Raw genomic sequence first — 26,626 nt, forward strand, 5'->3', positions numbered from 1 at the left:
CGCACACAAATCCCTTCTCCCCGTTTACGGGGAGAAGGTGGCGGCAGCCGGATGAGGGGCAGCGCCAACGGTCCGGTAGTTGCGATATGAATAGCCAGAGCCGTCGGATTACAGGCGACATCGCGCTCTGCCTCGTCTTCTTCACGCGGCTGCCGCTGCCGATCTTCGATTTCCGCGACCGCAGGCTCGCGGACGCCATCTGGGCGGCACCTTTGGCCGGCCTTGCCGTTGCCGTGATCGGGACCCTCACCTACACGATCGCCGCATGGCTCGGCCTTGCCGCCGGCCCGACCGCCGCGCTGGCACTGGCCGCCATGGTGCTCGCCACCGGCGCGCTGCATGAGGACGGCCTGTCCGACGTCGCCGACGGTTTTGGCGGCGGCCGGAACCGGGAGCGCAAGCTGGAGATCATGCGCGACAGCCGCATCGGCGCCTATGGCGCGGCGGCGCTTGCGCTGTCGCTGCTCATCCGCTGGAGCGCTCTTGCCGAAATCCGTGACGGCTGGTCCATGCTTGCCGCACTTGTGGCCGCGCATGGCGCCTCGCGCGGCCTGCTCGGCGCCTTCATGCATATCCTGCCGCCGGCGCGCAACGACGGCCTGTCGGCAGGAGCCGGCAGCGTTTCGCGGCAGACGGCCATGGTCGGAGCGGTGCTCGGCGCGCTTGCCCTGCTGCCGCTGGGATTGAACGGTTTTGTCTCGGCGGCGATCCTACTCGGTCTTGTCTTCGTCGCCTTCGTCGCGCTGTGCCGGCGCCAGATCGGGGGGCAGACCGGCGACACGGCCGGCGCACTCCAGCAGTTCGCCGAAATTGTCGTGCTTCTCGCCGCCTCCGTCGCCCTGTCCTGATTCATTTCCGGAGAACTTCCGCCCATGCCGTTCAAATCGCTCGAAGAGTTGCGTGCCGCCTGCCATGACCTGCCGGCCGGCGACGACGATGCCGCCGCCGCCGTCGCCGCCCGCCAGAACACGCTGACCAAACCGCAAGGCAGCCTGGGCCGGCTGGAGGCGACCGCCGCCTGGCTGGCGCGCTGGCAGGGCCGCGCCATGCCGAAGCTGGACCAGACAAAAATCTTCGTCTTCGCCGGCAACCACGGCGTCACCGCCAAGGGCGTCTCGGCCTTCCCCGCCGAGGTGACGGTGCAGATGGTGGCGAACTTTTCCCACGGCGGCGCCGCCATCAACCAGCTGGCGCGCGTCGCTGGCGCGGAACTGGAGGTGATCGCGCTCGACCTAGACCATCCGACCGGCGATTTCACCGAAACCGCCGCAATGGACGAGGCTGCCTTCCTCGCCGCCGTATCGACCGGCTACGACGCGGTGGGCGAGGACATCGACCTCGTCTGCTTCGGCGAAATGGGTATCGGCAACACCACGCCGGCAGCGGCGATCTCGGCCGCCCTGTTCGGCGGCGGCGCCGAGAAATGGACCGGACGCGGCACCGGCGTCGACGATCATGGACTGAGGCGCAAGGTGGAGGTGATCGAGGCAGGTCTGGCGCGCCATGCCGCAGCGCTGTCGGACCCTCTGGCGATCGCAGCAGCCCTCGGCGGGCGCGAACTGGCGGCGATACTCGGCGGCGTGCTGGCCGCGCGCCACCGCAACGTGCCGGTGCTGCTGGACGGCTTCGTCTGCACGGCGGCGGCGGCTCCGCTGGGGCGGCTTCATCCGCAGGGCCTTGCCCACACAATCGCGGCGCACGTCTCGGCCGAAGCCGGCCATCGCAGCCTGCTGGAAGCGCTCGGCCTGCCGCCGCTGCTCGACCTCGGCATGCGCCTCGGCGAAGGCTCGGGCGCTGCCGTCGCCGTCAACATCGTGCGCGCAGCGCTCGAGTGCCACGCACGCATGGCCAGCTTCGCCGAGGCCGGCGTCTCGGACAAGTAGATCGTTGCGCTAGTTGAATCTGTCCAGCCGGTCGTCGCCCGGCGGCGCCGGCGCCGGCGCATCGGAGCGGGCATTTTTCCGCTTCCGCTTTCCCGGTCTCAAGGCCGCCTTGAGGTGGGACAGCGACAGCAACTCGCCCGTCACCGTTGCCAGCCTCCAGGCGGCGAACCACAGCCAACCGCCCGCCAGCCGGGCCAGCCGCCGCTTCAGGTCTCCGGGCTCATGCCGCCCGTCTGCATCGAGTTGAAACATCCGCATCTCGCTTTCACCCGCCATGCGAAGACGAGCAAGGAGCGCGCCAACGGAGTGGCTTGCGGCCTCTCTCCAGCCGGGATTCGCCCCCGATGGCTAACCAAAGGTAAAGAGCGTCCCTCGCGTTGCTCGCGATGCTCGGTTGCTTCCGCCCGCCATCGAGAACCCGTTGGGCCGACATTCGAATGACCTGCATGACAGCTTTCGACCGGTCGCCACTTTGGCCACGCCGTCCTTCGCGGTGGCGCGCGGTATGAGGAGCGGCACCCCGCAGGATCGGCACATTATGCGCCGGCGACGATCTCGGCGAATGGCTGTTCGCGGCCCCATTACTACGACTGGCAGACGATCATCGCCAGGGCAGGCGCCAGCGCCTGTCATCGCTTCGGCCATGACGGGAACGCCGGTCAACGACCACCCTTCTCGTTTTCCAGATGGGTATCACAGGATTTGTCGGCGAAATGCCGGCACAGGACTGGACACGGTGAAAAGTGACGGCTATATGCCCGCCCAAGCTGGTTTTACCGGCCGTGTGGGTGTGTAGCTCAGTTGGTAGAGCAGCTGACTCTTAATCAGCGGGTCCACAGTTCGATCCTGTGCACACCCACCATTTTCTTCCGCCGATCAATCTCTTGAGCTCGCAAGCTCATGCTCTGGGTGTTCGGCGTAGGTCGCAGTGCCGCCTCTAGGCAAGCAGGACGCCCTCCGCCACCTTGATCGCCTGCCCGCCGATGCGCGCGGCGGCGAGCTTGCCGCCTTCGACATCCAGTTCCAGCCTGATTCGCGACGGCCGTCCCATCTCCAGCCCCTGCTCGATCCACAGGCGCGACAGGCCGTCTCCCGGTCGGTCGAAGTGCATGATCGCGCCGGCGAAGGCGGCGGCGGCGGAGCCCGTCGCCGGGTCCTCGTAGGATGGAGTTCCCGGCACGATCATGCGCACGTGGAAGGCATTGTCGCGCCGCACCGTCTCGCGGCAGTAGACATAGGGGCTGGCGAAGGCCCACTCGCTCTTCTTCGGCGCCAGTTCCGACCAGGCCTGGTTGTCGAGCCGCACCTTGGCCGCCGCGCCGAGGTCCTTCACCGGAATGGTCACATAGGGTACGCCTGCCGACCAGAACGAGACGCGGTGGTTCTCGAAGCCGATCTCGTGCGGGCCAAGTCCCAAGGCCGCGCCGATCGCCTCGGGATCCGCCGCCAGGTCCAGCCGCTCCGGCAGCTTTGCCAGGTCGAACTCGGCGAAGGTGGCGCCCTGCCCGCCTCTGACCGCACAGCGCACCGGACCGATGTTTTCCTCCAGCACGAGGAGGCCGTCGCTCGCCTCGCCACTCGCTTCCGCCAGCGCGACGGCCGTGCCGACCGTCGGATGGCCGGCGAAGGGCATTTCGTAGTCCGGGGTGAAGATGCGGATGCGCGCCCGGTGCTTGGGGTTTTCCGGCGGCAGCACGAACACCGATTCGGACAGATTGAACTCGCGCGCGATGCTTTGCATGGCGGCGAGGTCGAGGCCTTCGCAGTCGAGCACGATCGCCAGCGGATTGCCGGCCAGCCGCTCGGCTGTGAAGACGTCATAGACGCAATATCTGCGGCCCTGCATGGCTGTATTTCCCTTCGTTTCGGCCCGGGGGACTGCTGCCCCAATCCCGACATGAGCGAAAATTAATTTGAATTTCGAACCATAAGGCCCGATGTGGTCAGCTATAGGGACGTCACAGGCATCATAGGGGTCCGCCGTGGACCAGATTGTCAATCTGCCAGAGGCGCAATCCGCCGAGGCAATAGAGACGGCCCTCGGGCTCGACGCAAAAGGCAAGCGCAAGCATCGCCGCCGCTGGCTGTGGCGCGGCCTGCTGGCGCTGGTCGTCGTCGCGGCCGGGCTTGTCTTCTACCAGTGGTATGCCGGTTCCGCGCCCAAGGTCAGCTACACTACCCAGCCTGCCGCGCTGTCGGAGCTGACCGTCGAGGTCGCCGCCACCGGCACCTTGCAGCCGCTCACCCAGGTCGACATCTCCAGCGAGCTTTCCGGCGTCGTGCGCTCGGTCGCCGTGGACGAGAACCAGCAGGTCAGGCAGGGCGACGTGCTGGCCAGACTCGACACCTCCAAGCTGGAGGCGCAGATCGAGCGCGCCAAGGCCTCCGCCAAGGCGGCTTCGGCCAGCGTCGAGACGGCTCAGGTCACGCTGAAGGAGAACGAGCAGGCGCTTGTCCGCGCCAGCGAACTGGCGAAGAAGGGCATGGCCACCCAGCAGGCACTGGACGCCGCCACCGCCGAGCGAGACCGCGCCAAAGCCGCTCTCGACAGCGCCGAAGCCAATCTCGCCATCGCCAATGCCGACCTGAAACTGCAGCAGGCGGACCTTGCCAAGAGCACCATCTATGCGCCGATCGACGGCATCGTGCTGACCCGCTCGGTCGATCCGGGCCAGACCGTCGCCTCCTCGCTGCAGGCGCCGGTGCTGTTCGTCATCGCCGCCGACCTGAGGAAGATGGAGTTGAAGGCCGCCATCGACGAGGCCGACATCGGCGCGGTCAAGGCCGGGCAGAACGCCCGCTTTACCGTCGATGCCTTCCCGGAGCGGCCCTTCAACGCTGCAATCCGCGACATCTCCTATGCCTCCGTCACCACCGACGGCGTCGTCACCTACGACGCGAGGCTGGACGTCGACAACGGCGAACTGCTGCTGCGGCCCGGCATGACGGCGACGGTTTCCGTCGTCACCAAGCAGGCCAAGGGCGCGCTGACCGTCCCGTCCTCGGCCTTCCGCTACCGGCCGACGGAGACGCGCGAGCGCGGTTTCAGCCTGCTGTCGATGTTCACCGGCCGCGGCGGGCGCGGCGGGCGCTGGCGCGACCGCCAGCGGGACAAGCCGGCCGAAGGGCTGCGCACGCTCTACGTGCTGGAGAACGGCCAGCCGCGCCGCGTCGACGTCAAGGTCGGCGCCACCGACGGCGACGTCACCGAGGTGCTCTCCGGCCTGAAGGAGGGCGACAAGGTCATCACCGCATCCCGGCAGGGAAGCTGACCCATGGCGCCGCTCATCACCTTCGACCGTGTCTGGAAGACCTATGGCCAGGGCGAGGCCAAAGTGCATGCCCTGGCCAGCGTCGACCTCGCCATCCGCCAGGGCGAGTTCGTCGCCATCATGGGTCCGTCCGGCTCCGGCAAATCGACATCGATGAACATCATCGGCTGTCTCGACACGCCGACGGCCGGCACCTACCGGCTCAAGGGCGTCGACGCCGGCCGCCTCGACCGCAACCGCCGCGCCCTCCTGCGCAATCTCTACATCGGCTTCGTCTTCCAGGGCTACAATCTGCTGGCCCGCACCACGGCGGCCGAGAACGTCGAACTGCCGCTGATCTATCGCGGCGTGGCGGCGGCGGAGCGGCGGGAACTGGCGATGCGCGCGCTGGCCGAGGTCGGCCTGACCGGCCGCGAACATCACACCCCGGCCGAACTATCCGGCGGCCAGCAGCAGCGCGTCGCAATCGCCCGCGCCATCGTCAGCCGCCCCACCCTGCTGGTCGCCGACGAACCCACCGGCAACCTCGACACCGCCCGCACGCACGAGATCATGGACTTGATCACCCGGCTCAACCGCGAGCTCGGGCTGACCATCGTCATGGTCACGCACGAGGCGGATGTCGCCGCCTACGCCCAGCGCACCATACGCTTCCTCGACGGCCATGTGGCCTCGGATGCGATGAATGCGGAGGTAGCGTGATAATTTGGGAAACCGTCCGCCTCGCCCTCCGGTCGGTTCGCCGCAACGCGCTGCGCTCCTTCCTCACCCTGCTCGGCATCGTCATCGGCGTCGCCGCCGTCATCGCCATGCTGACCATCGGCGCCGGCACCACCGAGAAGGTGAAGGCCGACATCTCCAAGCTCGGCTCCAACCTGCTGGTCGTGCGCGCCGGCCATGCGGCGGGCCGCGGCGGCCCCGACCAGACCATCCGCCCGTTGCAGGACAAGGACCTCGTCGCCCTGCGTGCCCATCTGGAAGGTGCCCGTGCCATCTCGCCGGCGGCGCAGAAACAGGTGCGTGTCATCTACGGCACCGAGAACATCACGGCCGGCGTCACCGGCACCGACAGCGCCTTCCTCGACGCGCGCGACTGGACGCTCGCTTCGGGCCGTGCCTTCTCCGATTCGGAGGTGCGCTCCGGCGCCGGCGTGTGCCTGATCGGCGAGACGGTGCGCCAGCAATTCTTCGGCGCCGGCGATCCCGACGGCGAGATCATCCGCGTCAACCGCTCGTCCTGCAAGGTCATCGGCCTCCTGACGCCGAAGGGCTACACCGGCTTCGGCCAGGACCAGGACAACGTCGTGCTGATGCCGCTCGCCGCCTTCCAGCGCCGCATCGCCGGCAACCGCGACATCGACAACATCTATGTCGCCGCCGACGACCGCACGCCCACCAGCGAGCTTCTGCCGCGCGTGCAGGACATTTTGCGCGACGCCCGCCGCGTGCCGCAGGACAAGGACGACGACTTCGACATCCGCGACATGACGCAGATCGCCGACACCATGACCTCGGCGACCTCGACCATGACCGGCATGCTCTCGGCTGTCGCGGCGGTGTCGCTGCTGGTCGGCGGCATCGGCATCATGAACATCATGCTGGTGTCGGTGACGGAGCGCACGCGCGAGATCGGCATAAGGCTCGCCATCGGCGCGCACGAGAAGCATATCCTCGTGCAGTTCCTCGTCGAGGCGACGGTGCTGTCGCTGCTCGGCGGCATCATCGGCATCCTGATCGGGCTTTCGCTGGCCGGCGTCGCCTCGCTGACGCTTGCCATACCGTTCGCGCCGAGCCCGGCCGTCATCCTGCTCGCCGTCGGTTTCTCGGCGCTGATCGGCATGGTGTTCGGCTTCTTCCCGGCGCTGCGCGGCGCCCGCCTCGATCCCATCGACGCGTTGAGGCACGAATAGGGCGCAGCCGCCGTCAGTGGCGCTGCTGGCTGAAATGCCACTCGATCAGCGGCGGCATATGCGGCAACAGGTCGTCCGGCTGGTCGGCAGCGCTGTGGATGACGACGGGGCCGGAAATCTCCGGATCCGTCTCGGCAGCGACGAAGGCGTTCACCCGGCTGACGATCTCGTTGGCCGAAAGCGGCATCCAGTAGCGGCGGAAGATGACCGTCCCGCGCTCCGTCGACAGAACGTAGGCAAGCACGCCGCGTTCGGCGACGGCGAGATCGAGGCCGGTCTCCTCCTTCACCTCGCGACGCATGTTGTAGTCGATATCGACGATGCCGTTGCGAAAGTCGTTCGGCTCGAAGGAGCCGGCGGCGAAATAGATACGGCCCGCATTGACCGTGTGCGGGGCCATGCGGATCGCAACCAGCGCATTGTCGGAAGAGACGAGCATGGCATGCGCATAGAAATGGCCGGTGCCGGGCACGTCGCGATGGCGGCGCCAGTAGAGGAACGTCGCATAGCGCGCCGCATGGCAATGGCCGGTAAGCCGCCCGTCCTCATAGGACATTTCGGACACCAGCACGACCGTGCCGTTGAACAGCCGCGGATTGGAGGCGATCTCCCGTTCCCAGTTGGCGGCGATCTCGGCCTTGTGGCTGATCTCCAGCGGATGCGGCTCCGGATCGAGCCTCACGTCGATGACCTCGACGGGCAGGACTACATCGCGGGGCAGGTCGACGCTCATGGTTGCTCCTCAAACCAGATCGAGTGACACGGCGACCGGACAGTGATCGGACGCCTTGGGCCGGTCCCAGCCGGCACGGGGGAAGCGTTCCACCTCCTGCCCGGCCGGAAACGGCGTACGGAAGGGCTGGCCGTTGCGCACGATATCGGGCACGGCCGTACCGTTGCGCTCGGCCAGCGCCGGCGAAAGCAGGATGTAGTCGAGCTGACAAAGGTGGCGTTCCTGCGGCCCGCGCGTGTGATAAAGCGTCCAGCGGTCCATTTCGGGCCGCCGCTCCACCACGTTCTCGCAAAAGCCGTCCGCGGTGAGCACGTCGAGGCAGGATTGCGTCTCGCTCACCGGCTCGAAGCGGTAACCGGCATAGACGTCGCCGGTGATCACCAGCCGCTCGCGATAATCGTTGAAGTCGCCGCAGATCGCCCAGCGTTTGGAGGCGGCGTGATCCTTGCCGAACCGCTCCTCGATGATGCGCCGCACCGCCTTCGCCTCGGCGATGCGCAGCGGCATCGTCGCCTGGCGCCCGTCGAGGCCGTTGCGCGGCGAGCCCATCGACTTGAAATGCACCAGGTAGAGCGTCAAAGGCGCACCGCCGACCTTCAGGTCCACCTCCAGGCAGTCCCGGCGGAAGATGCGCTCGGACGGCTCGTGGCCGAACGACGCCAGCTCCGGCGTGTGCAGACCGAACTCCTCGAAGGTCACGTAGGCGTGGCTCGTCATTCGGACGAATTCGATCGGCTGGCCGTGCGCGGTTTCCTCGCGCATCATCAACGCCACGTCGATGCCGCGCGTATCATTGCCGGTGGAGGTGTATTTCTGCCGGTAGCCCTCGCCGATCATCTTGAACAGGTAGCCGTATTCGAAGGCCTTCAGCGCCTCGACGTTGTCTACCTCCTGCAGGCAGATGATGTCGGCGCGGGTCGCCGCGATCGCCAGCGCCGTCAGTTGGCGCGTATCGTCGGAATGGGCGATGACGCGTGCCTGCTCCAAGAGCCGGTATTCAGCCTCGGTGCGGATGTCGAACAGCGCCAGCGTGCGGTCCTCGTGCAACTGGTTGCGGAAACCGGAAAAATCGAACCTGTTCATCAGGTTCTCGACGTTGAAGGTGGCAAGGCGCAAGGACATGGAAGCGACCTTTGCCCGCAACCGCCCGCCAAGACAAGAGCCAGCGTCAACATGGTTGACGCAACCTTTCCATTCATGGCGCGTTCATCTGTCCGGCGCCAAAGTGTGTAAAGGGACAGCGCGTGGGGCCACAGCTTTTGGAGTGTAGGATGAAAACGCTCTTTTCTCGTTCGCTTGCCTATGGACTGGTCGCCTTCGGCCTTATCGCCGGCGCCGCCACGCCCCTGCAAGCTGGACCGTTGCCGTCGCCGCAGCTTCAGGCTCCTGCGACGGCAAATACGATAACGCAGATAAACGATAGCTCGTACGGCGGCGGCACCAGCGGAGACATGCGGTGGCGCTGGCGCAACAATCGCCATTGGCGCGGAGACAACGGCTGGCATCAGAACCGCCACTGGCGGGGCGATTGGCAGCGCCCGCGCTGGCGCAATGACGATTGGCGGTGGCGGCGCCATCATCGCCGCGAATATTACGGTTTGGGCGGCTTCGGCCTCGGTCTTGGACTGGGGCTCGCCGCCCCGCGCTACTACGACAACTATTACGTGGCGCCGCGGCGTGTCTATCGCGGCCTGTCGCCGGCGCATGTCAGGTGGTGCTCCGCCCGCTACCGGACCTATCGCGCCTGGGACAACACTTACGTTCCGCGCGTCGGCTACCGCGCGGTCTGCCGCTCGCCGTTCGGCTGAGCGAGCGACAGGCGACACCGCCCGGCGGTGTCGCCTTTTTTCACGTCATTGGGCTCACACGAATTCCACGCCGACCAGCGTCGGCGTGCGCCAGCGTACGCGCGCCGGTCGCGCCCCATCGCTGCCGTTGAGCGTCAGGTCGAACATCGCCGGCACGGCGGATGTCTCGCCGAAGACGAGCAGCGCGCCCGTTTCCGATTCGTTGCGTGCGACGCACTCCAACGCCCCGTAACCCCGGTTGAAGGACAGCTTCGCGCCCTTCAGCACGCGCCGGCGCTGCGCCGCGCGGCGTTCGGCGAAAACCTTGCCGTCCAGCCCAATCGATTTTCGAGTGATCGCATCCATCGTTCCGCTCCTGTGGCCGATACGATCGCCAAGCCAGAAACGTGCCAGCCCGCCTGTTCCGCAATGGCACAGGCGGGCTGGATGGGCGCGGATAACTTTCCCGACACCGTGCGGGCAACGACGGCGAAAGTCCGAAGCCAATTCGCCCCGCCGAGTCATATGGCGCGGATTTCGAGAACCGGAGCGGAGCGTACATAAAAGTACGTGAGCACCGGAAGCGCGGAAAGCCGCGTCAGATGGCCGGCGAGGTGAGTTGGAACGGGCTTCCTAGTTCTTAGCCTTGTCGACCAGCTTGTTCTTCGAGATCCAAGGCATCATGGCGCGCAGCTTGGCGCCGACTTCCTCGATCTGGTGGGCGTCGTTGTTGCGGCGGATGCCCTTGAAGCGCGACAGGCCGGCCCGGTATTCCTGCATCCATTCGGAGGTGAACTTGCCGGTTTGGATGTCCTTCAGCACGCGCTTCATCTCGGCCTTGGTGTCGGCGGTGATGATGCGCGGACCCGACACGTACTCGCCCCACTCGGCGGTGTTCGAGATCGAGTAGTTCATGTTGGCGATGCCGCCCTCGTAGATCAGGTCGACGATCAGCTTCACCTCGTGCAGGCACTCGAAATAAGCCATCTCGGGCGCGTAGCCGGCTTCCACCAGCGTCTCGAAGCCGGCGCGGATCAGCTCGACCAGGCCGCCGCACAGCACCACCTGCTCGCCGAACAGGTCGGTTTCGCACTCTTCCTTGAAGTTCGTCTCGATGACGCCCGAACGGCCGCCGCCGACGCCGCAGGCATAGGAGAGCGCGAGAGCATGCGCGTTGCCCGACGCGTCGTGGTTGACGGCGACCAGGCACGGCACGCCGCCGCCCTTCTGGTATTCGCCGCGCACCGTGTGGCCGGGGCCCTTCGGCGCGATCATGACGACGTCCACCGTATCCTTCGGCTCGATCAGGCCGAAATGGACGTTGAGGCCGTGGGCGAAGGCGATCGCCGCGCCGTCACGGATGTTGGGGGCGATTTCATTCTTGTAGATGTCGGCCTGAAGCTCGTCGGGCGTCGCCATCATCATCAGGTCCGCCCACTTGGCGAGGTCAGCCACCGACATGACCTTGAGGCCGTCGGCCTCGACCTTCTTGGCGGTCGCCGAGCCCGGCTTGAGGCCGATGGCGACTTCCTTGACGCCGGAATCCTTCAGGTTGAGCGCATGCGCCCGCCCCTGGGAGCCGTAGCCGACGATGCCGACCTTCTTGCCCTTGATGAGATTGAGATCGGCGTCGCGATCGTAATAGACACGCATTGTCTTTTCCTTCCCGTGTTTAGAAACGCAGTTCTATTGCTCTTTCCTTGCCCCGTAGAGGGCGAGAAACTGTCTGGTGGCGCGCGCCGCGTCCTCGGCGATGGCCGCTTCCGTCAGGCCCGGCCAGTCGCCGAGCAGCAGGCGGATCTGGACGTCGCGCCCGACCAGCCCGAAAAAAGTACGGAACGCCGTCTCGGCGTCCTCGAACACGAGATGGCCGGCCTTCTTGCCGGCATCGAGCACCGGCCTCAGCCGCCTGGCCAGCGCGAACCGGCCGTTTTCCAGCACGATGGCGCCGAGATTGTCTTTGCCCGAGCCGGCGTGGCTGACGGCGACGCGGTTCAGCGCGATGGAGGTGTCGCTGGCGATCACCTTCAGCCAGTCGCGTGCATAGCCTTCAAGGCTCTCGGCCAGCGAGGCCAGGTCGACCTTGCCGGGATCGACCGGCACCACCCGCACCTTCGAGGCCTGCCACTGGACTGTAGCGGTCAACAGCCCGTCGCGGTCGCCGAACCACTTGTAGAGCGTTTCCTTCGAGCAGCTCGCGCGCCGCGCAACGCCCGCCATGGTCAGGTTGTCGCCCTCCTCGACCATCAGGCGCAAAGCGGCGTCCAGCACGTCGCGCTGGCGCGCCGTCCAGTCTTCGGTCGCCTTGGCCTCGCCCGCCTTGGGCTCGCCCGTTTTCGCTTCGTTCATCAAGCGCCGATCCGCCTTCCGACACCCGGTTCCGCCGAACAGACTAGGATAAGTCATCCGGCAAGGAACGTACCGTACGTTACGGTTCGGCTTATTGCCCAGACGGCCCGCCGACGCAAGAGGGAATCGACCGCCAGTCCGCTTCCGTCAGGCCGATCGGCCCGAACGGATCGACGACGGTTCCCGCCACCATCGCCGCCAGCACCTGCGGCGCGGGAAAGATCTTCGCCGCCGTTGCCACCAGCCGGTCGCGGATGAAGGGCAGAACCATCGAATCCGACTGGTAGAACGGCGTGAACGCGTGCGACAACGCCTGGAAGGCGCGCACATGCAGCCGCCGCGAGCGGACATAGCGGGCAAGCGCCGCCTCGATATCGGCGGTTGTAGCCAGAGCATGCGCAAGGGCGGCCGCATCGAGCAGCGCCATGTTGGCGCCCTGCCCGAGCTGCGGGCTGGTCGAATGCGCTGCATCACCGATTACCGCCAGCCGCCGTCCCGCCGGCACCGCCAGCGTATGATGGCCGTAGCGCGCCAGCGTCAACTGATCGAAGGACCGGATCTGGTCGAGATAGGCCCGGCAGTCCGGCCACAGGCCGGCCACCCTCGCCTTCCACGCATCGAGCCCCGCCGCCCTCACGCTCTCGGCGTCGTCCGGCTTGAGGCTCCAGAAGAACGCCGCCATCGGCGACGCCTGCGGGGCTGGCCGGCCGATGGGCAGCACGCCGATCATCACGCTGGCGCGATCGTAGCGCTGGGTGAGCGCATGGGCGTGAAAACCTTCGCCGCGCCAGTCGAGCGAGGCCCAGAACGCCCCGTAAGCCAGCGGCACCGGCTCGCAAGGCCGGATCGCGTGTCGCCTGAGTTTCGAGCGCGCGCCGCTGGCGTCGACGACGAGGTCGAACGGACCGAGCCTCCGCCCCTCGTGGCAAAGCAGCGTCGTCCGCTCGCCGGCTTCCAGCCCGTCCAGCTCGACGCCCGTCTCGATGGCGATCCCTTCCCTCAGAACCGCCTCGTGCAGCACCGAGAAAAGGGCGGCGCGATGCACCGCCAGACCGAAATGACCGCCACGGAGCGCATCGTAGCGCACGTCGAGCACCGTGCGTCCCGTCGCGGCGTCCGCACCGTAGAGCCGGTCGATGCGGCTGCCCAATGCCAGAATCCTGCCCAGTAGGCCGAGCTCGCCAAGCACCGACAGTCCCGTCGGTTGCAGAATCAGCCCCGACCCGACCGGCGACGGCTTGTCGAAACGCTCGAACAGCGTGACGCGATTACCCGCCCGTCTGAGGAAAAGCGCTGCCGCCAGCCCTGCCGGCCCCGCTCCGGCGATCGCAATGTCCAGTCCTGACTGCAAGTCCGCCCCGCAAAATGTCTCGACAACATTCCCCAAGCATCGAGATCAAATCAAGGATGGTGCGGGCGCAATTCGTCGCGGAAGCCGGCGGCGCGCAGACGCAGAAACAACGCATTCGAGGCAACGAAGGCCTCCCGAAGGGCCATTCGACGCTCAACACCGCCAACGTTCGGACAGCAACCCTCTGGACACGGCTTACGGCCGGGTGCCGCAGACACCCGGCCGCCCCCGCCTGCCCGTCTACTTCACCACGATGGCGACGCTTCCGGACTGGTACATGTGGCCTTCCGTGCCGGGCGCGATGCCCGTGCCGTTCACGGCGCGGGTCGGCACGCGCTTGCCGCAATCGCGGCTGACGCGGCTCGACAGACCGCCGTCGGAGTATTTTACGACGGAGGACTTCGGCAGCCTGCTTTCGATGGCGGCGAAGCTCGGCGCCGACGCACCGCAGCCGTTTGCGCGATAGGCGGTGATGTGCCTCGTTTGACCGACCTGCATCTCGACCGTCTTGTCGGCATTGCCCGGCGTGACGCAGCCCGCCAACAGCAACGCGGCCGCACCTGCGGCAGCAGCAAAAACCAGTGAATTTCGCATCTGGGAAGCCCCTCTCCTGAGCCTAGAACGCCGATCGTCGCCACGGCTCGTTCAGCGACGTCCCTTTCGACGTGCCAAATCCGCCCGCATCGCCAAACAGAAAAGTCGGGCAATCGACGGAAAAACCGGAAAAACGGGGATCAACTTGATTGCTATCTCCATGAATCCATTTTCTATTCTACGGTGAACGATACGGGGTACTTGAGGCGTGCTGGAACAGGATTGGGACCGGTTCGAGCGGTGGCATCGGTTGCTTGACGAACTCTGCAACCGCCGCGGACATATCGACAACGCCTTGCTGGCAAGCCAGCTCTGCCGCCGCCAGGGCAGGAACGGGCAGGACGAATTCAATGCCGCCGGCAAGAGCCTGCGCAACTGGCGCCTCGGCCGTCACGTCCCGCTGCGCCGCAATTTCATGCTGCTGTCCGAACTGCTTGACGTTCCGGCTGACCCGGAGCTCAGCCGGCACTGGAACCGTCTCTACGCCACCGCGCGCGGTCACGTTCCGCTGGAAGACAGCGAAGGGCCAGCCGTGGACCCGACCGCTCCTTTGCCGGCACGAAGCGCGAGCGGCCGACTGGTATGGGCGGCAGCAGCGCTTGTCGCGGTGCTCGCCGCCGCCGGCTTGTGCTGGCTTATGGTCGATCCGCACAAGGACCTGCCGATGATAGGATATCAGGCCCGCGTAGACATGCTGGTCGGCGAAACCCGATTGATCCACGGCGATCGCGGGAACTGCGACGGAACGATGGTGCCCGGCTGGAACAAGACGGCGCCACGGGTGCCGGAAAGCCGCCTCGGCAGCTTTTCCGATGGTGGGCTGGCCCGCAAGATGAGCAATTTCTGCAATGCGGTGGTGCCTGTGCGGGCCGTCAAGTTCACTGCCAGGGAGCCGGGTGCCGAAGAGGTGATGCTGCTGGAAGACTTCATGAAAATCGTCGTGCGCGACTATCGGGCCAGCAGGCTCGAATAACGATAACGGGGGAAAGCCATGGAGGACGGCAACTGGCGGCACTACGCTCACTGGCACCAGCTGTTCGACGAATTGTGCAACGGTGCGGGCTACTACGACACGGCGGCGCTCGCTTCCGCCTATTGTGCGCTGACGGCCAGCAAGGGCGAACGCCAGTTCGATACCGCCGTCCGCAATCTCAACAACTGGCGCTCCGGCCGGCACCTTCCTCGCACGAAGAACCTGCGGCTGCTGGCACGGCTGCTGAAGGTGAGCGAAAACCCCGACCTGCAACGACACTGGAACACGCTCTACAAGCAAGCCGGCGAGATCGAGCCGGCAGAAACCGCAGGCGGGCTGCCGTCGGTCGTGGCTGCCCGCACGATTGACACGGACCATGAGATGGCAAGGCCCCAGGCATGGGTCCCCGTCCTGCGGTGGCAGCCCTACTCGTCCGGACCGGCGCGCAAACGCTTTTCAGCGCTCGAAATGGCGGCGGGCGGCGCGGCCATGCTCATTGTCGGGGCAGTCGTCGGCTCATTGGTCACTGCATCCGGCTGGCGTCCCTGGGCAGGGCCGGCCGACAACGCGCCCATTGTCCCCTTCCGGCCCAAGGTGACGATGAAGGTGGGCGAGACGCGGCCGATCTATGCCGAGCGCGGCGACTGCGGAAAACTGCCGCGCGAATGGCTGCTTGTCGAAGCCGACCTGCCTGACGTGCGAACGGGCACGTTCTCGGACGGAGGGCTGGCGCGCCGCCACAGCAAGTTCTGCCAGGGGCTCACGCCGGCCCGTGCCATCGTCTTCACCGCGACGCAAGCCGGCGTCGAGGAGTTCGAGATACAGGGCGACTTCTTCCAGATGACGGTGACGGAATAACGCCCGCCGTCAGATTGCCACCTGGGTGCCGATCTCGACCACCCGCCCGGTCGGAATCTGGAAATATTCGGTGGCGTCGGCGGCGGTGCGGGCAAGGCCGATGAACAGCTTGTCCTGCCACAGCGGCATGCCCGAATTGGGCGAGGTCTTGAGCGAGCGCCGCGACAGGAAGAACGACGTCGTCATGATGTCGAACTTCCAGCCCTGCTTGCGGCAGATCGCCAGCGCACGCGGAATGTTGGGCTGCTCCATATAGCCGAAGGTCAGCTTCACGCGCATGAACAGGTCGTTGATGACCTCCATCTTGACCCGCTCGCTGTCCGGCACCGTCGGCTGCGGCGCGGTGACCACCGACAGGATGACGTTCTGCTCGTGCAGCACCTTGTAGTGCTTGAGGCTGTGCATCAGCGCCGTCGGCGCGCTCAGCGGATCGCTGGTCAGGAAGATCGCCGTGCCGGCCACCACCTGCGGCTTCTTCTTCAAAAGGTTGGCGGCGAGGAAATCGAGCGGCACCTCGTTGCGGCGCGTCTTTTCGAACAGGTAGCGGCTGCCGCGGATCCAGGTCCACATGACGAGGCCCATCAGGCAGGCGACGCTGATCGACACCCAGCCGCCTTCGAAGAACTTGACCACGTTGGCGCTGAAGAAGCCGGCGTCGATGACGCCGAACAGCACGGCGAGCGCCAGCGCGCCGGCGAGTTGCCATTTCCACAGCCAGCGCATGACGACGAACAAAAGCACCGTCGTCATCAGCATTTCGCCGGTGACCGAGATGCCATAGGCCGAGGCCAGCGAGCTGGACGAGCCGAAGCCGACCACCAGAAGCATAACCGCGAGCGCGAGCAGCAGGTTGACGCGCGGCATGTAGATCTGGCCCGACTGCATTTCGGAGGTGTGTTGTACCTCGATGCGCGGCAGAAGGTTGAGCTGCACCGCCTGCCGTGTCAGCGAGAAGGCGCCGGAGATCACCGCCTGGCTGGCGATGACGGTGGCGGCCGTGGCCAGCGCCACCATCGGCACCAGCGCCCATTCCGGCATCATCTGGAAGAACGGGTTGTGCGGCTTGCCGCCATGCGAGATGACGAAGGCGCCCTGCCCGAAATAGCACAGGAGCAGGCAGGGAAAGACGATCCAGAACCAGGCGAGCACGATGGGCCGGCGGCCGAAATGGCCGAGGTCGACATAAAGCGCTTCGGCGCCCGTCACCGCCAGGAACACCGCGCCCACCGTGACGAACGCGCCGGTGGGCGTCGTCGCCAGGTAGTAGAGCGCATAATAGGGATTGATCGCCAGGAGCACGGACGGATCGTCCAGAAGGTGAACCAGCCCGGTCGCACCGAGCGACAGGAACCAGACGGCCATGATCGGCCCGAAGACCACCGCCACCCGGCCCGAGCCGAAGCGCTGCACGGCAAACAGCATCGCCAGGATGACCAGCGTGATGGGCACGACATAGGGCGTGAAGGCTGGCGTGACCACTTCGAGGCCTTCGACCGCCGACAGCACCGAAACCGCCGGCGTGATGATCGAATCGCCGAAGAACAGCGAAGCGCCGCACAGGCCGATTGCGAGGATGTATTTCGAGCCCTTCGGATAGGCGCTGCGCGCCAGCGCCATCAGGGACAGCGTACCGCCCTCGCCCTTGTTGTCGGCCCGGATGACGAAGGCGACGTACTTGATGGTGACGATGATGGTCAGCGCCCAGACGATCAGCGACAGCACGCCGAGCACGTCCGACCGCGACACCGCCTCGCCGGAGGCGTGCAGGGCTTCGCGGAAGGCGTAGATCGGGCTGGTGCCGATATCACCATAGACCACCCCGAGCGCGCCGAGCATGAGCACCTTCGCGCCGTGCTGCTCGACTTCGGGCTGGCTCGTCTGCTGATCGGCTTCTGCCTCACCATCCTTGTCGGCAAGGGCCATCGACGACACTCCGTTTAGGCGCGCGGTGCTCTACGCTTGCTGCAACGCAATATCAAGTACCGCAGCGTCAGGCCACCCCGGAGCGGCCGATCCGCACTACCAGCCACAGGCCTTCAGATAGCGGCCGACCGTACCGGCCATGCCGTGTTCCAGTGCGTCCGCCGTCAGGCCGTGGCCGATCGAGACCTCGGCGAGGTCGGGAATGCGCCGCATCAGGGCCGGCAGGTTGGCGACGGTCAGATCATGGCCGGCGTTTACGCCGAGCCCTGCCCCGCGTGCCGCCTCGGCCGTTTTCTCCAATCTTTCCAGCTCCCTGCCGGCCTTTGCGGAATCGGAATGGCAACTGCCGTAAGGCCCTGTATAGAGTTCGATGCGATCCGCGCCGGTGTCGCGCGCAGCTTTCGCCGCCGCGGGATCGGCATCGGCGAACAGCGAAACCCGGAACCCTCCCTTCTTCAGGCGCTTGACGATCGGCGTAAGGAACGCCGCCTGCGCGGCAAAGTTCCAGCCGTGGTCTGACGTGGCCTGCGCCGGATCGTCGGGCACCAGCGTCACCTGCTCGGGCTGGTGCTTCTCCACCAGTTGCAGGAAATCCTCGCCCGGATAGCCCTCGATGTTGAATTCGGCCCGGGGGAACTCGTCGTCGATCAATGCGCGAATTTCCGGCAGGTCGGAAAAGCGGATATGCCGCTGGTCGGGGCGCGGATGCACGGTCAGCCCGTGCGCGCCGGCGGCGAGCGCGATGCGGCCGAGCCCCGTGACGCTCGGCCACGGCAGGTCGCGGCGGTTGCGCAGCATGGCGACGGCGTTGAGGTTGACGGAGAGCTTGGCGGGCACGGCTGGCCTCCCGATGCGGTGTGCGCGGCATCTATACTGCCTTTGCCGGGAACAGACAGCTGATTTGTGTGTTCCAGATCGGTCAGTGGCCGAACGAAAGGACTGCCCGTGAATTTTCTCGAAGATGTGCCGGTCGTGCGCCGGATCGACACGAACCGCGACGACCTGTTCGCCGTCGAGCTTGTTGGTCACGTCCGCGCGCCGGATGTCGAAAACCTGTTCGGCCTGTTCGAGGCGGCCTGCGCGCAGCATCCCCGGATCGACGTGCTGGTGCGCCTTGTCGACCATGACGGCGTCGACTGGGCCGATATCGCGGCCGACACGCTCAAGCAGTGCAGCGCCGAGGCGGCGGACCATGTCGGCCGTTGCGCCTTAATCGGAGAATCAAGCTGGAGCAACCGGATGCAAGGCTGGCTCGCCGCCCCCTCGACCGTCGAAATCCGCCACTTCCCGGCCACCGGCGAAGCCGACGCCTGGGCATGGCTCGACGCGCACGAAAAGCCGGCGGACGTATAGGTGCGGATGGGACAAGAAGCGCACGAGCGCTTCAGCGCACCACCGTCAGCCGCTCCGCAGCCCGCGTGATCGCCGTATAGAGCCAGCGCTGGCGCGTGTCCTTGAAGGCGAAGCTTTCGTCGAACAGCACCACCTCGTTCCATTGCGAACCCTGTGCCTTATGCACGGTCAGCGCATAGCCGTAGTCGAAATCGTCGAAGCGCTTCTTCTGCTGCCAGGGCACTTCCTCGTCCGGATTCTCGAAGGCGGCCTTGAGCAGCTTGATCTTGGCGACGCCCCGGTCCGGATCGTCCTCTTCTGGCGAGACGAGCAGGTTGATGCCGGGCTTCACCGTCTCGCGCGACGATGTCATGACCTTCCACAGCGAACCGTTGAGCAGGCCCTTGGCCGGGTCGTTGCGCAGGCACACCAGCTTGTCGCCGGCCTGCGGATAGTCGGCCGAAAAGCCCTTCAGTTCGCGCAGGCGCTGATTGTAGCGGCGGCGCGTGCGGTTGGTGCCGACCAGCACCTGGTCGGCTCTCAGGACAAGGTCCTGGTTGACGTCCTCGCGGCCGATGACCTGCGCGGTACCATAGTCGCCGCGCATGAACTCTCGCCCCTCGCGCACGTCGAGCGCCAACCGGATGATCGGATTGTCGCGCGCCTGGCGGTGGATTTCGGTCAACAGGTAGTCCGGCTCGTGCTCTGTGAAGAAGCCGCCGCCCGAGATCGGCGGCAGTTGCGCCGGATCGCCCAGCACCAGGATCGGCGTGCCGAAGCTCAGCAGGTCTCGCCCAAGCTGCTCGTCCACCATCGAGCATTCGTCGATGACGACCAGCGCCGCGCGGCTGATGGGGCTCTGGCGGTTGAGCGAGAAGGTCGGATTGATTGAGGTCTTGCCCGTCGTCTCGTCCTCGACGGCCTCCTCGCCGCGCGGCCGGTAGATCAGCGAATGGATGGTGCGGGCGTTGAGCGCGCCCTTGGAACGCAGCACCTGCGCCGCCTTGCCGGTGAAGGCAGCGAACTGCACCTGGCCATCGACATGCTCGGCGAAATGGCGCGCCAGCGTCGTCTTGCCGGTGCCGGCATAGCCGAACAGGCGAAAGACCTGCGGCCGTCCTTCCTTCAGCCAGCGTCCGACCGCCTTGAGCGCTTCATCCTGTTGTGGGGAAAAATCCATGGAACCGTGAGATCGGATTCGGTCGGCGAAGGCAAGGTAGAAGCGAAACACCGCGTCGACTCAGGGAATAGACCCAAGCGACACAGGTAGAACATATAGAGAACAATAAGGTGCCGGCAACCAGAGTCAACGGCCGCCGGCATGGGTTGCCTATTTCTGTTTGTTCTTCTCGATGAACGCCATGAACGCCTTGCCAAAGGCAACCAGGAATTCTTCGGTGCTGTCGTTGGTGATCTGCCCGGTGCCGTCGAACAGGCTGCCGGTGTTGCCGACATAGGCTTCCGGCTGCGCCATTACCGGCATGTTGAGGAAGGCGAGCGACTGGCGCAGGTGATGGTTGGCGCCGAAGCCGCCGATCGCGCCGATGGAGGTCGAGATGACCGCCGCCGTTTTGCCCATCAGCGCGCCCTGCCCGTAGGGGCGCGAAGCGACATCGAGCGCGTTCTTCAGCACGCCCGGAACCGAACGGTTGTATTCGGCCGTCACGAACAGCACCGCGTCGGCCGCCTTGATCCGGTCGCGGAACGCTGTCCAGTCGGCGGGCGGATTGGCCTCCAGGTCCTGATTGAAATAGGAAACGCCGCCGATATCGAGAAAGTCGAATTTCAGGTCCGGCGTCAGCCTGGCGACAGCGTTCGCAACCTTCCGGCTGAAGGATTCCTTGCGCAGGCTGCCGACGAGAACGGCTACGGTGGTCATGGGGCGAACTCCTTGCTTGGGGGATGAAGGGGCTGGACGAAATTCAGAGGGAATGCCGCTTTTCCAGCAAGCCGGCGTCAGGATCGTTCTCCAGCAGGATCGGCTTGCCGTGCGGCGTCGCGTGTGCTGCGCGTTGCCAGGCGGCCGCAAGCGTATCGACATCGGCCGGTAAGGCAGCCCCCTTCGCCGCGAGCAGCTTTTCCAGCGCCGCCAGCCACCGTTCGTAATAGTCGTGACCGTCGGCGGCCGCGTCCGGACGCTTCACTTCCGCCGACAGCGCCTCAGCCCACTCGCCCCACGAGAACAGTCCGGCCTGGTGCAGCGATACCGTCATGGCGAAGGCCTGCGCCTGCCACGGCTCGGAAAAAGCCGGCTCGTCCATCCCCGGTGCCAGCGGCAGGCCGCCGTGCTCACGCGCGCTCAAGATAGCTCTCCCACGCATCGATGGAGACGGTCAGCGTCGGGTCCGCCCCCTCGCCCCACACCTCGCTTCCGTCGAAGACGACGGTGTAAAGCCGCTCAGGGTTCTCCCCCCTTCCATGCGCATTGCTGTCAGGGAGAACAAAACCGTCATGCACCGCTTCCACCGTACCGATCTTTCCGCGCGCGTAGCGCGGCAGGCGCGTGTGGCCGGTCGGATTGAAATTCTTCGTGCGGACCCGTTCTTCAGCGCGAAAACGCGCCGGCGCGTCGAGCGGCCGGTCGCACGGCCCGCCTTTCGCAAGCACGGCCGGCACGTCGGCCGCCCTCAGCACGCGCTTCGGGGTAGCAGCATCGTCGACGGCCTCCCCGGCGGCGAGATCGGCTTCGCTGAGGAAGCCATGGCGCATCAGCAGCACCTCCAGCGCCCGAATCCAGATTTCATAGTAGGTCGCCGCATAATAGACTGCCGGATGCAGCGATTCGCGCGCGTGCCGGCTCTCGTCCAGGTTCCATGCGCCGAAGACGCCGGCGGCCAGCGTCACGCCGAGCGCACGCTTTTCCCAGTCCGCGTGAAAGAGCGGCTCGTCCTTTTCGGGCGCGACAGGGCCGAACCCCATCTGGCCGCCGAGGTCCTGCGGTCCGTTCATGTCGGCACCTTGGCTGGCATGCTGGCAAGGCCGGTGCCGATCATGGAATCGCGCGTCACCAGATCGGCAAGCGCCTCCTCGTCCAGCCCCTGGCTGCCCTCGGGCCGCATCGGCACCACCAGATAGCGCAACTCGGCCGTCGAATCCCAGACGCGGACCTTCGTCGCGGCCGGCAGCGTCAACCCGAATTCCTCCAGCACGCCGCGCGGATCGATGACAGCGCGCGAGCGATAGGGGGGCGCCTTGTACCAGACCGGCGGCAAACCGAGCACCGACCACGGATAACAGGAACACAGGGTGCAGACGACGAGGTTATGCGTCTCGGGCGTGTTGAACACCGCCTGCATGTGCTCGCCCTGCCGGCCGGTGAATCCCAGCGAGGCAATCGCCGCCGTTGCGTCGCGCCTCAGCCACTCGGCATAACCGGTGTCGCTCCACGCCTTCGCCACCACTTTCGCGCCATTCCGTGGCCCGACCTTGGTCTCGTAGGTCTCGACGATGGCGTCGATCGCCGCCGGATCGATCAGGCCCTTTTGCGTCAGGATCGTTTCCAGTGCCCGCACGCGTGCGGCCATGGGATCGAGATGGTTGTCGTGATGATGGTCGTCGTGATCGTGGCTCATAAGGCCAAGCTATGGCGGTGAAGGCGCCGCTTCAAGCGCCAACACTCAGCGCAGCATCGGCCACAGCGTCGCCGCCAACAGGATGCCCATGGCGATGTTGAACCATTTCAGCCGCACCGGATCGGACAGGAAGCCGCGCAGCGCCATGCCGAAGCCGGCCCAGGTCGAGACGCTGGGCAGGTTGACGACACCGAAAATCAGCCCGATCAGCAGGATCGACAGGAATGGCGTCGCCGGATTGGAATAGACCGCCATGGCGGTCACAGCCATCACCCATGCCTTCGGATTCACCCATTGAAAGGCGGCGGCCTCGAGAAAAGTCATCGGCCGCGTCCGCGCCTCGCCGCCGTCGTCGAACGACCGCGCCATGGCGATCTTCCAAGACAGATACAGGAGATAGACGCCGCCGGCGACCTTCAGCGCCGTGTGCAGGACCGGAAACGCGGTCAGCACGGCCCCCAGTCCCAGCCCAACAGCCATGAGCAAAACCACGAAGCCAATGCCGATGCCCAGCATGTGCGGGATCGTGCGGGTGAAGCCGAAGTTCACGCCTGAGGTCAAAAGCATGAGATTGTTCGGCCCCGGCGTGATCGAGGTCACGAAGGCATAGGCCAACAGGGCGAGCAGCGTGTCGGTGGACATTCGCCTATCCGGAAGAGGTTGGATTGTTTTTCCCGGCCGGAAGCCGGCTTGGCGGCAGGCTTTCTACATGCCTTGCGAGCCGCGGTTCATCGCCGCCACGCCGGTGCGGCAGATCTCGATCAGGCCGAGCGGGCGCATGATGGCGATGAACTGGTCGATCTTGGAACTCTTGCCGGTGATCTGGAAGATGAAGTGCTCGGTGTTGGCGTCCACCACATGGGCGCGGAAGGCGTCGGCAAGCCGGAGCGCCTCGACCCGGTGGTCGCCGGTGCCGGCGACCTTCACCAGCGCAAGCTCGCGCTCCAGCGGCCGCTCCTGGCCAAGTTCGTGCGCTCTGACGGTCAGGTCGACGACCCGGTGCACCGGCACGATGCGCTCGAGTTGGTGCTTTATCTGCTCCAGCACATGCGGCGTGCCGCGCGTCACGATGGTGATGCGCGACAGCTTCTGCTCGTGCTCCGTCTCGGAGACGGTGAGGCTCTCGATGTTGTAGCCGCGACCGGAGAACAGGCCGATGACGCGTGCCAGCACGCCCGGCTCGTTGTCGACCAGCACGGAGAGCGTATGCGTTTCCGGCTTCTCCGTTTCCTTAGTGATGAAATAGGCCGAACCGGTGGGCTGCTGATGGGCGTTCATTGTTTTCTTTCAAGTTCCTTGCCGTGTTTCGGGATTGGGGGGCGTCGGACCGGTGGTACTGAGGTTGCCCGCTTCGCCTTGCGAATAAACAGATCGTCAAACGTGTAGAAAACCTCGCATCCATCAGAGGAATGCAGATGGAGCGCGTCGGCAAAGTCGAGCCCGCGCCTGCAAGATGCCACCGCGTTCTCGACGGTATTGTCATCCTGGATGGTGATAGAGGCCACCCCCAGGAGACGCTCGAAAGCGTCGCATATCTGGTCACGCTTGAAACCGAAGTTGCTGCGTAGCACCCATTCACTTTCAAGCATCACGCTCACCGGAACGAACACCTGCCCGTCGGCAAACACTCGGCGGGCGAGAGCAACATGCTTGCTTCCGTCGTCGACGAGAAACCGCACAAAGATGTTTGTATCAACTGCGCGCGGCATTCCATTTCCGCCTGGCTTCTTCCTCTATCGCGCGTTCCATATCCTTAAGCGTCACCGAAGGACCTTCATATTTGAGGAATCCGGCAGCCTCGTCGAGCGTATAGGTGTTGCGCGTTTTCTTCGGCGATGGCCTGAGAAGGATGACATCGCCGGCGCTCTCGACCTCAACTTCCGAGCCGGCATCAAGACCGTACGCATCTCGCACTGCCTTCGGCAGAACCAGTTGCCCCTTGCTTGAAATCTTTGCCCGCACATTCATGGTCGCGCTCCTGGTAAGACGAAGTAAGACATATACGCCTTACCGCGTCTTACTTCAATCACACCAGTTCCCTGCCCTTGGCGTCGATGGCATTCGCCACAGCCTCGTCGGTCGCCTCGTCGGGCAGGAGCATCTCGTTATGCGCCTTGCCGGACGGGATCATCGGGAAACAGTTGGCGAGGTTCGCGACGCGGCAGTCGAACAGCACCGGCTTCTTCACCGCAATCATCTCCTTGATCGCGTCGTCCAGCTCGTCCGGCTTCTCGCAGCGGATGCCGTGGCCGCCATAGGCCTCGGCCAGCTTGACGAAGTCCGGCATCGCCTCGGTGTAGGAATGCGACAGCCGGTTGCCGTGCAGCAATTGCTGCCACTGGCGCACCATGCCCATGTACTGGTTGTTGAGGATGAAGATTTTGATCGGCGCACCGTACTGCACCGCCGCAGACATCTCCTGCATGGTCATCTGCACCGATGCGTCGCCGGCGATGTCGATGACCAGCGCGTTCGGATGGGCGATCTGCACGCCCAGCGCCGCCGGCAGGCCGTAGCCCATCGTGCCGAGGCCGCCGGAGGTCATCCAGCGGTTCGGCTTGTCGAAATGGAAGTGCTGCGCCGCCCACATCTGATGCTGGCCGACTTCGGTGGTGATGTAGGTATCGTGGTCTTTCGTCAGCGCGAACAGCCGCTGGATAGCATATTGCGGCATGATCACGTCCGGGTTCGGCTTGTAAGCAAAGCTGTCGCGGGCGCGCCATTTGGCGATCTGCTCCCACCAGGGATAGAGTGCCTTCTTGTCGGCCTTGGCGGTCGCCCGCCACAGCCGCACCATGTCCTCCAGCACATGGCCGACATCGCCCAATATGCCGATATCGACGCGCACGTTCTTGTTGATCGACGACGGATCGATGTCGATGTGGATCTTCTTCGAATTCGGTGAGAAGGCGTCCAGCCGGCCGGTGATGCGGTCGTCGAAACGCGCGCCGATGCACACCATCACGTCGCAGTCGTGCATGGCCATGTTAGCTTCGTAGGCGCCGTGCATGCCGAGCATGCCGAGCCAGTTCTTGCCACTGGCCGGATAGGCGCCCAGCCCCATCAGCGTCGAGGTGATGGGAAAGCCGGAGAGTTCGACCAGTTCGCGCAGCAGATGGCAGGCCTCCGGGCCGGAATTGACGACGCCGCCGCCGGAATAGATGACCGGCTTCTTCGCGCCGGCCATCAGTTCGACCGCCGCCTTGATCTTGTCGAGGTCACCCTGGACTTTGGGCTGGTAGCTGGTGCGCGGCGCCGTCTGCGGCGGCTCGTAAAGGCCGGTGGCGAACTGCACGTCCTTCGGAATGTCGACCACGACCGGGCCGGGCCGGCCGGTGGTGGCGACGTGGAAGGCCTCATGAATGGTGCGGGCGAGATCGTTGACGTCCTGGACCAGCCAATTGTGCTTGGTGCAGGGCCGCGTGATGCCGACCGTGTCGCACTCCTGGAAAGCGTCGGAGCCGATCAGGGACGTCGGCACCTGGCCGGTCAGGCAGACCAGAGGGATGGAATCCATCAGCGCGTCCTGCAGCGGCGTCACCGCATTGGTGGCGCCGGGGCCGGAGGTGACCAGCATGACGCCGGCCTTGCCGGTCGAGCGCGCATAGCCTTCAGCCGCATGGCCGGCGCCCTGCTCGTGGCGCACGAGGATGTGCTGGACATCGTCCTGCTGGAAAAGCTCGTCGTAGATCGGCAGCACGGCGCCGCCCGGATAGCCGAAAATGTGCTCGACGCCGTTGTCCTTCAGCGCCTGCACCACCATCTCGGCGCCCGTCATCTCGCGCCGCTCGCTTTGTCCGTTGCTCATCGATCCGTTCCGTCTTCTGTCGCTTTTCCAAGCGTTTGGTGGTCGTTTAGTCCTGTTTCGGGCAATAAAAAAGGCCCCCGGAGGGAGCCTGTGTGTCGCGCATGGGGTGCTGTCGCCCGGCGGTTACACCGCCTTGCCCACGCGCCTTCCTACGAGAATGAGTGCCGTCTTCATGGGCGCGGACAATAAGGGCGCGGATACCCCCGCGTCAATGGCCGATTTTCGTTTCTGCGAAAACCGGGCCTGTAACGCGTGAAAGCGCCGGAAATCCGGCCCGATCC

The 26,626-nt window shown here is 65.5% G+C and carries 30 protein-coding genes and 1 tRNA gene; 10 read left to right on the top strand and 21 right to left on the bottom strand.

The window, feature by feature from the left end; all coding sequences use genetic code 11:
• Positions 1-86 precede the first annotated feature (86 nt).
• Both cobS and cobT read left to right on the top strand, forming a co-directional pair.
• Complete coding sequence (gene cobS / locus FGU64_RS05740) at positions 87-848, top strand: adenosylcobinamide-GDP ribazoletransferase (RefSeq protein ID WP_139951242.1); 762 nt, start codon at positions 87-89, stop codon at positions 846-848.
• A 24-nt stretch (positions 849-872) separates the two neighbouring features.
• On the top strand, positions 873-1,883 hold the full coding sequence (gene cobT / locus FGU64_RS05745; protein ID WP_139951243.1) for a nicotinate-nucleotide--dimethylbenzimidazole phosphoribosyltransferase: 1,011 nt from the start codon (positions 873-875) through the stop codon (positions 1,881-1,883).
• A gap of 9 nt (positions 1,884-1,892) precedes the next feature.
• On the opposite strand, the gene FGU64_RS05750 is transcribed toward cobT, so the two are convergent.
• Positions 1,893-2,159 (bottom strand): hypothetical protein, encoded by a 267-nt coding sequence (locus tag FGU64_RS05750; RefSeq protein WP_139951244.1) that lies wholly within the window; start codon positions 2,157-2,159, stop codon positions 1,893-1,895.
• A 510-nt stretch (positions 2,160-2,669) separates the two neighbouring features.
• Between FGU64_RS05750 and FGU64_RS05755 the strand changes: the two genes are divergently transcribed.
• A tRNA-Lys gene (locus tag FGU64_RS05755) sits at positions 2,670-2,745 on the top strand.
• 75 nt (positions 2,746-2,820) lie between these two features.
• On the opposite strand, the gene FGU64_RS05760 is transcribed toward FGU64_RS05755, so the two are convergent.
• Positions 2,821-3,729 (bottom strand): PhzF family phenazine biosynthesis protein, encoded by a 909-nt coding sequence (locus FGU64_RS05760; RefSeq protein ID WP_139951245.1) that lies wholly within the window; start codon positions 3,727-3,729, stop codon positions 2,821-2,823.
• A 136-nt stretch (positions 3,730-3,865) separates the two neighbouring features.
• Here FGU64_RS05760 and FGU64_RS05765 point away from each other — a divergent pair, with 136 nt between their 5' ends.
• The 3 genes from FGU64_RS05765 to FGU64_RS05775 are packed head-to-tail and all read left to right on the top strand — an operon-like array spanning position 3,866 to position 7,065.
• On the top strand, positions 3,866-5,155 hold the full coding sequence (locus FGU64_RS05765; RefSeq protein ID WP_139951246.1) for an efflux RND transporter periplasmic adaptor subunit: 1,290 nt from the start codon (positions 3,866-3,868) through the stop codon (positions 5,153-5,155).
• Between the two features lie 3 nt (positions 5,156-5,158).
• Positions 5,159-5,857, top strand: coding sequence for an ABC transporter ATP-binding protein (locus FGU64_RS05770; protein WP_139951247.1), 699 nt, complete (start codon positions 5,159-5,161; stop codon positions 5,855-5,857).
• Positions 5,857-7,065, top strand: coding sequence for an ABC transporter permease (locus FGU64_RS05775; RefSeq protein ID WP_139955275.1), 1,209 nt, complete (start codon positions 5,857-5,859; stop codon positions 7,063-7,065). The genes FGU64_RS05770 and FGU64_RS05775 overlap by 1 nt, the downstream gene beginning before the upstream one ends.
• A gap of 13 nt (positions 7,066-7,078) precedes the next feature.
• On the opposite strand, the gene FGU64_RS05780 is transcribed toward FGU64_RS05775, so the two are convergent.
• Positions 7,079-7,798: a hypothetical protein gene (locus tag FGU64_RS05780; RefSeq protein WP_139951248.1), complete on the bottom strand. Its 720-nt coding sequence runs from the start codon at positions 7,796-7,798 to the stop codon at positions 7,079-7,081.
• A 9-nt stretch (positions 7,799-7,807) separates the two neighbouring features.
• A complete protein-coding gene (locus tag FGU64_RS05785; protein ID WP_139951249.1) occupies positions 7,808-8,920 on the bottom strand; it encodes an endonuclease/exonuclease/phosphatase family protein in 1,113 nt (370 codons plus the stop codon).
• Positions 8,921-9,069: 149 nt separating this feature from the next.
• Between FGU64_RS05785 and FGU64_RS05790 the strand changes: the two genes are divergently transcribed.
• Positions 9,070-9,606 carry a BA14K family protein gene (locus tag FGU64_RS05790; RefSeq protein ID WP_139951250.1) on the top strand — a complete coding sequence of 179 codons (537 nt, stop codon included), beginning with the start codon at positions 9,070-9,072 and terminating at the stop codon, positions 9,604-9,606.
• 54 nt (positions 9,607-9,660) lie between these two features.
• Here the strand turns inward: FGU64_RS05790 and FGU64_RS23230 are convergent, their stop codons facing one another.
• The 5 genes from FGU64_RS23230 to FGU64_RS05815 form a co-directional block, all read right to left on the bottom strand.
• Positions 9,661-9,951: a PilZ domain-containing protein gene (locus FGU64_RS23230; protein WP_180375638.1), complete on the bottom strand. Its 291-nt coding sequence runs from the start codon at positions 9,949-9,951 to the stop codon at positions 9,661-9,663.
• A gap of 267 nt (positions 9,952-10,218) precedes the next feature.
• Positions 10,219-11,238, bottom strand: coding sequence for a ketol-acid reductoisomerase (gene ilvC, locus FGU64_RS05800; protein ID WP_139951252.1), 1,020 nt, complete (start codon positions 11,236-11,238; stop codon positions 10,219-10,221).
• A gap of 33 nt (positions 11,239-11,271) precedes the next feature.
• Positions 11,272-11,934, bottom strand: a complete 663-nt coding sequence (locus FGU64_RS05805; protein ID WP_139951253.1) for a TetR/AcrR family transcriptional regulator — start codon at positions 11,932-11,934, stop codon at positions 11,272-11,274.
• Between the two features lie 91 nt (positions 11,935-12,025).
• Entirely contained in the window at positions 12,026-13,285 is a 1,260-nt protein-coding gene (locus tag FGU64_RS05810) for an NAD(P)/FAD-dependent oxidoreductase (protein ID WP_139951254.1), read from the bottom strand.
• A 240-nt stretch (positions 13,286-13,525) separates the two neighbouring features.
• Complete coding sequence (locus FGU64_RS05815; RefSeq protein ID WP_139951255.1) at positions 13,526-13,879, bottom strand: hypothetical protein; 354 nt, start codon at positions 13,877-13,879, stop codon at positions 13,526-13,528.
• Between the two features lie 208 nt (positions 13,880-14,087).
• Between FGU64_RS05815 and FGU64_RS05820 the strand changes: the two genes are divergently transcribed.
• Positions 14,088-14,852 (top strand): hypothetical protein, encoded by a 765-nt coding sequence (locus tag FGU64_RS05820; RefSeq protein WP_139951256.1) that lies wholly within the window; start codon positions 14,088-14,090, stop codon positions 14,850-14,852.
• Positions 14,853-14,870: 18 nt separating this feature from the next.
• Positions 14,871-15,710: a hypothetical protein gene (locus tag FGU64_RS05825; RefSeq protein ID WP_139951257.1), complete on the top strand. Its 840-nt coding sequence runs from the start codon at positions 14,871-14,873 to the stop codon at positions 15,708-15,710.
• 9 nt (positions 15,711-15,719) lie between these two features.
• Here the strand turns inward: FGU64_RS05825 and FGU64_RS05830 are convergent, their stop codons facing one another.
• Together FGU64_RS05830 and FGU64_RS05835 are read right to left on the bottom strand one after the other, a co-directional pair.
• Positions 15,720-17,633, bottom strand: a complete 1,914-nt coding sequence (locus FGU64_RS05830; protein ID WP_139951258.1) for a potassium transporter Kup — start codon at positions 17,631-17,633, stop codon at positions 15,720-15,722.
• A 96-nt stretch (positions 17,634-17,729) separates the two neighbouring features.
• Entirely contained in the window at positions 17,730-18,470 is a 741-nt protein-coding gene (locus tag FGU64_RS05835; RefSeq protein ID WP_139951259.1) for a pyridoxine 5'-phosphate synthase, read from the bottom strand.
• Positions 18,471-18,578: 108 nt separating this feature from the next.
• Between FGU64_RS05835 and FGU64_RS05840 the strand changes: the two genes are divergently transcribed.
• Entirely contained in the window at positions 18,579-18,986 is a 408-nt protein-coding gene (locus FGU64_RS05840; RefSeq protein WP_139951260.1) for an STAS/SEC14 domain-containing protein, read from the top strand.
• Between the two features lie 31 nt (positions 18,987-19,017).
• Here the strand turns inward: FGU64_RS05840 and FGU64_RS05845 are convergent, their stop codons facing one another.
• From FGU64_RS05845 to FGU64_RS05890, 10 genes are all read right to left on the bottom strand, one after another.
• A complete protein-coding gene (locus FGU64_RS05845) occupies positions 19,018-20,145 on the bottom strand; it encodes an ATP-dependent RecD-like DNA helicase (protein WP_136353040.1) in 1,128 nt (375 codons plus the stop codon).
• Between the two features lie 150 nt (positions 20,146-20,295).
• Positions 20,296-20,844 carry an NAD(P)H-dependent oxidoreductase gene (locus tag FGU64_RS05850; protein ID WP_139951261.1) on the bottom strand — a complete coding sequence of 183 codons (549 nt, stop codon included), beginning with the start codon at positions 20,842-20,844 and terminating at the stop codon, positions 20,296-20,298.
• 43 nt (positions 20,845-20,887) lie between these two features.
• Positions 20,888-21,268: a nitrile hydratase accessory protein gene (locus tag FGU64_RS05855; RefSeq protein ID WP_281405289.1), complete on the bottom strand. Its 381-nt coding sequence runs from the start codon at positions 21,266-21,268 to the stop codon at positions 20,888-20,890.
• Positions 21,255-21,914 carry a nitrile hydratase subunit beta gene (nthB, locus tag FGU64_RS05860; protein ID WP_139951263.1) on the bottom strand — a complete coding sequence of 220 codons (660 nt, stop codon included), beginning with the start codon at positions 21,912-21,914 and terminating at the stop codon, positions 21,255-21,257. Before nthB ends, FGU64_RS05855 begins: the two co-directional genes overlap by 14 nt.
• Entirely contained in the window at positions 21,911-22,537 is a 627-nt protein-coding gene (gene nthA, locus FGU64_RS05865) for a nitrile hydratase subunit alpha (protein WP_139951264.1), read from the bottom strand. Before nthA ends, nthB begins: the two co-directional genes overlap by 4 nt.
• Positions 22,538-22,582: 45 nt before the next feature.
• The gene (locus FGU64_RS05870) at positions 22,583-23,179 is read right to left on the bottom strand and encodes a LysE family translocator (RefSeq protein WP_136353030.1); all 597 of its coding nucleotides are present in this window, start codon (positions 23,177-23,179) and stop codon (positions 22,583-22,585) included.
• Between the two features lie 63 nt (positions 23,180-23,242).
• On the bottom strand, positions 23,243-23,815 hold the full coding sequence (gene ilvN / locus FGU64_RS05875; RefSeq protein ID WP_139951265.1) for an acetolactate synthase small subunit: 573 nt from the start codon (positions 23,813-23,815) through the stop codon (positions 23,243-23,245).
• Complete coding sequence (locus FGU64_RS05880; RefSeq protein ID WP_139951266.1) at positions 23,812-24,246, bottom strand: type II toxin-antitoxin system VapC family toxin; 435 nt, start codon at positions 24,244-24,246, stop codon at positions 23,812-23,814. Before FGU64_RS05880 ends, ilvN begins: the two co-directional genes overlap by 4 nt.
• Positions 24,230-24,505: an AbrB/MazE/SpoVT family DNA-binding domain-containing protein gene (locus FGU64_RS05885; RefSeq protein ID WP_139951267.1), complete on the bottom strand. Its 276-nt coding sequence runs from the start codon at positions 24,503-24,505 to the stop codon at positions 24,230-24,232. Before FGU64_RS05885 ends, FGU64_RS05880 begins: the two co-directional genes overlap by 17 nt.
• A 58-nt stretch (positions 24,506-24,563) precedes the next feature.
• Positions 24,564-26,315 carry an acetolactate synthase 3 large subunit gene (locus FGU64_RS05890; protein WP_246671326.1) on the bottom strand — a complete coding sequence of 584 codons (1,752 nt, stop codon included), beginning with the start codon at positions 26,313-26,315 and terminating at the stop codon, positions 24,564-24,566.
• Positions 26,316-26,626 lie beyond the last annotated feature (311 nt).

Origin of the sequence: Mesorhizobium sp. 8, from assembly GCF_006351905.1 — a bacterium.
Classification (GTDB): Bacteria; Pseudomonadota; Alphaproteobacteria; order Rhizobiales; family Rhizobiaceae; genus Mesorhizobium; species Mesorhizobium composti.

Excerpts from the sequence above, each read along its gene's own strand:
- cobS (WP_139951242.1), top strand. The coding sequence starts at position 87 with ATGAATAGCCAGAGCCGTCGGATTACAGGCGACATCGCGCTCTGCCTC.
- cobT (WP_139951243.1), top strand. The coding sequence starts at position 873 with ATGCCGTTCAAATCGCTCGAAGAGTTGCGTGCCGCCTGCCATGACCTG.
- FGU64_RS05750 (WP_139951244.1), bottom strand. The coding sequence starts at position 2,159 with ATGGCGGGTGAAAGCGAGATGCGGATGTTTCAACTCGATGCAGACGGG.
- FGU64_RS05760 (WP_139951245.1), bottom strand. The coding sequence starts at position 3,729 with ATGCAGGGCCGCAGATATTGCGTCTATGACGTCTTCACAGCCGAGCGG.
- FGU64_RS05770 (WP_139951247.1), top strand. The coding sequence starts at position 5,159 with ATGGCGCCGCTCATCACCTTCGACCGTGTCTGGAAGACCTATGGCCAG.
- FGU64_RS05780 (WP_139951248.1), bottom strand. The coding sequence starts at position 7,798 with ATGAGCGTCGACCTGCCCCGCGATGTAGTCCTGCCCGTCGAGGTCATC.
- FGU64_RS05785 (WP_139951249.1), bottom strand. The coding sequence starts at position 8,920 with ATGTCCTTGCGCCTTGCCACCTTCAACGTCGAGAACCTGATGAACAGG.
- FGU64_RS05790 (WP_139951250.1), top strand. The coding sequence starts at position 9,070 with ATGAAAACGCTCTTTTCTCGTTCGCTTGCCTATGGACTGGTCGCCTTC.
- FGU64_RS23230 (WP_180375638.1), bottom strand. The coding sequence starts at position 9,951 with ATGGATGCGATCACTCGAAAATCGATTGGGCTGGACGGCAAGGTTTTC.
- ilvC (WP_139951252.1), bottom strand. The coding sequence starts at position 11,238 with ATGCGTGTCTATTACGATCGCGACGCCGATCTCAATCTCATCAAGGGC.
- FGU64_RS05805 (WP_139951253.1), bottom strand. The coding sequence starts at position 11,934 with ATGAACGAAGCGAAAACGGGCGAGCCCAAGGCGGGCGAGGCCAAGGCG.
- FGU64_RS05815 (WP_139951255.1), bottom strand. The coding sequence starts at position 13,879 with ATGCGAAATTCACTGGTTTTTGCTGCTGCCGCAGGTGCGGCCGCGTTG.
- FGU64_RS05825 (WP_139951257.1), top strand. The coding sequence starts at position 14,871 with ATGGAGGACGGCAACTGGCGGCACTACGCTCACTGGCACCAGCTGTTC.
- FGU64_RS05830 (WP_139951258.1), bottom strand. The coding sequence starts at position 17,633 with ATGGCCCTTGCCGACAAGGATGGTGAGGCAGAAGCCGATCAGCAGACG.
- FGU64_RS05845 (WP_136353040.1), bottom strand. The coding sequence starts at position 20,145 with ATGGATTTTTCCCCACAACAGGATGAAGCGCTCAAGGCGGTCGGACGC.
- FGU64_RS05850 (WP_139951261.1), bottom strand. The coding sequence starts at position 20,844 with ATGACCACCGTAGCCGTTCTCGTCGGCAGCCTGCGCAAGGAATCCTTC.
- nthB (WP_139951263.1), bottom strand. The coding sequence starts at position 21,914 with ATGAACGGACCGCAGGACCTCGGCGGCCAGATGGGGTTCGGCCCTGTC.
- nthA (WP_139951264.1), bottom strand. The coding sequence starts at position 22,537 with ATGAGCCACGATCACGACGACCATCATCACGACAACCATCTCGATCCC.
- FGU64_RS05870 (WP_136353030.1), bottom strand. The coding sequence starts at position 23,179 with ATGTCCACCGACACGCTGCTCGCCCTGTTGGCCTATGCCTTCGTGACC.
- ilvN (WP_139951265.1), bottom strand. The coding sequence starts at position 23,815 with ATGAACGCCCATCAGCAGCCCACCGGTTCGGCCTATTTCATCACTAAG.
- FGU64_RS05880 (WP_139951266.1), bottom strand. The coding sequence starts at position 24,246 with ATGCCGCGCGCAGTTGATACAAACATCTTTGTGCGGTTTCTCGTCGAC.
- FGU64_RS05885 (WP_139951267.1), bottom strand. The coding sequence starts at position 24,505 with ATGAATGTGCGGGCAAAGATTTCAAGCAAGGGGCAACTGGTTCTGCCG.
- FGU64_RS05890 (WP_246671326.1), bottom strand. The coding sequence starts at position 26,315 with ATGACGGGCGCCGAGATGGTGGTGCAGGCGCTGAAGGACAACGGCGTC.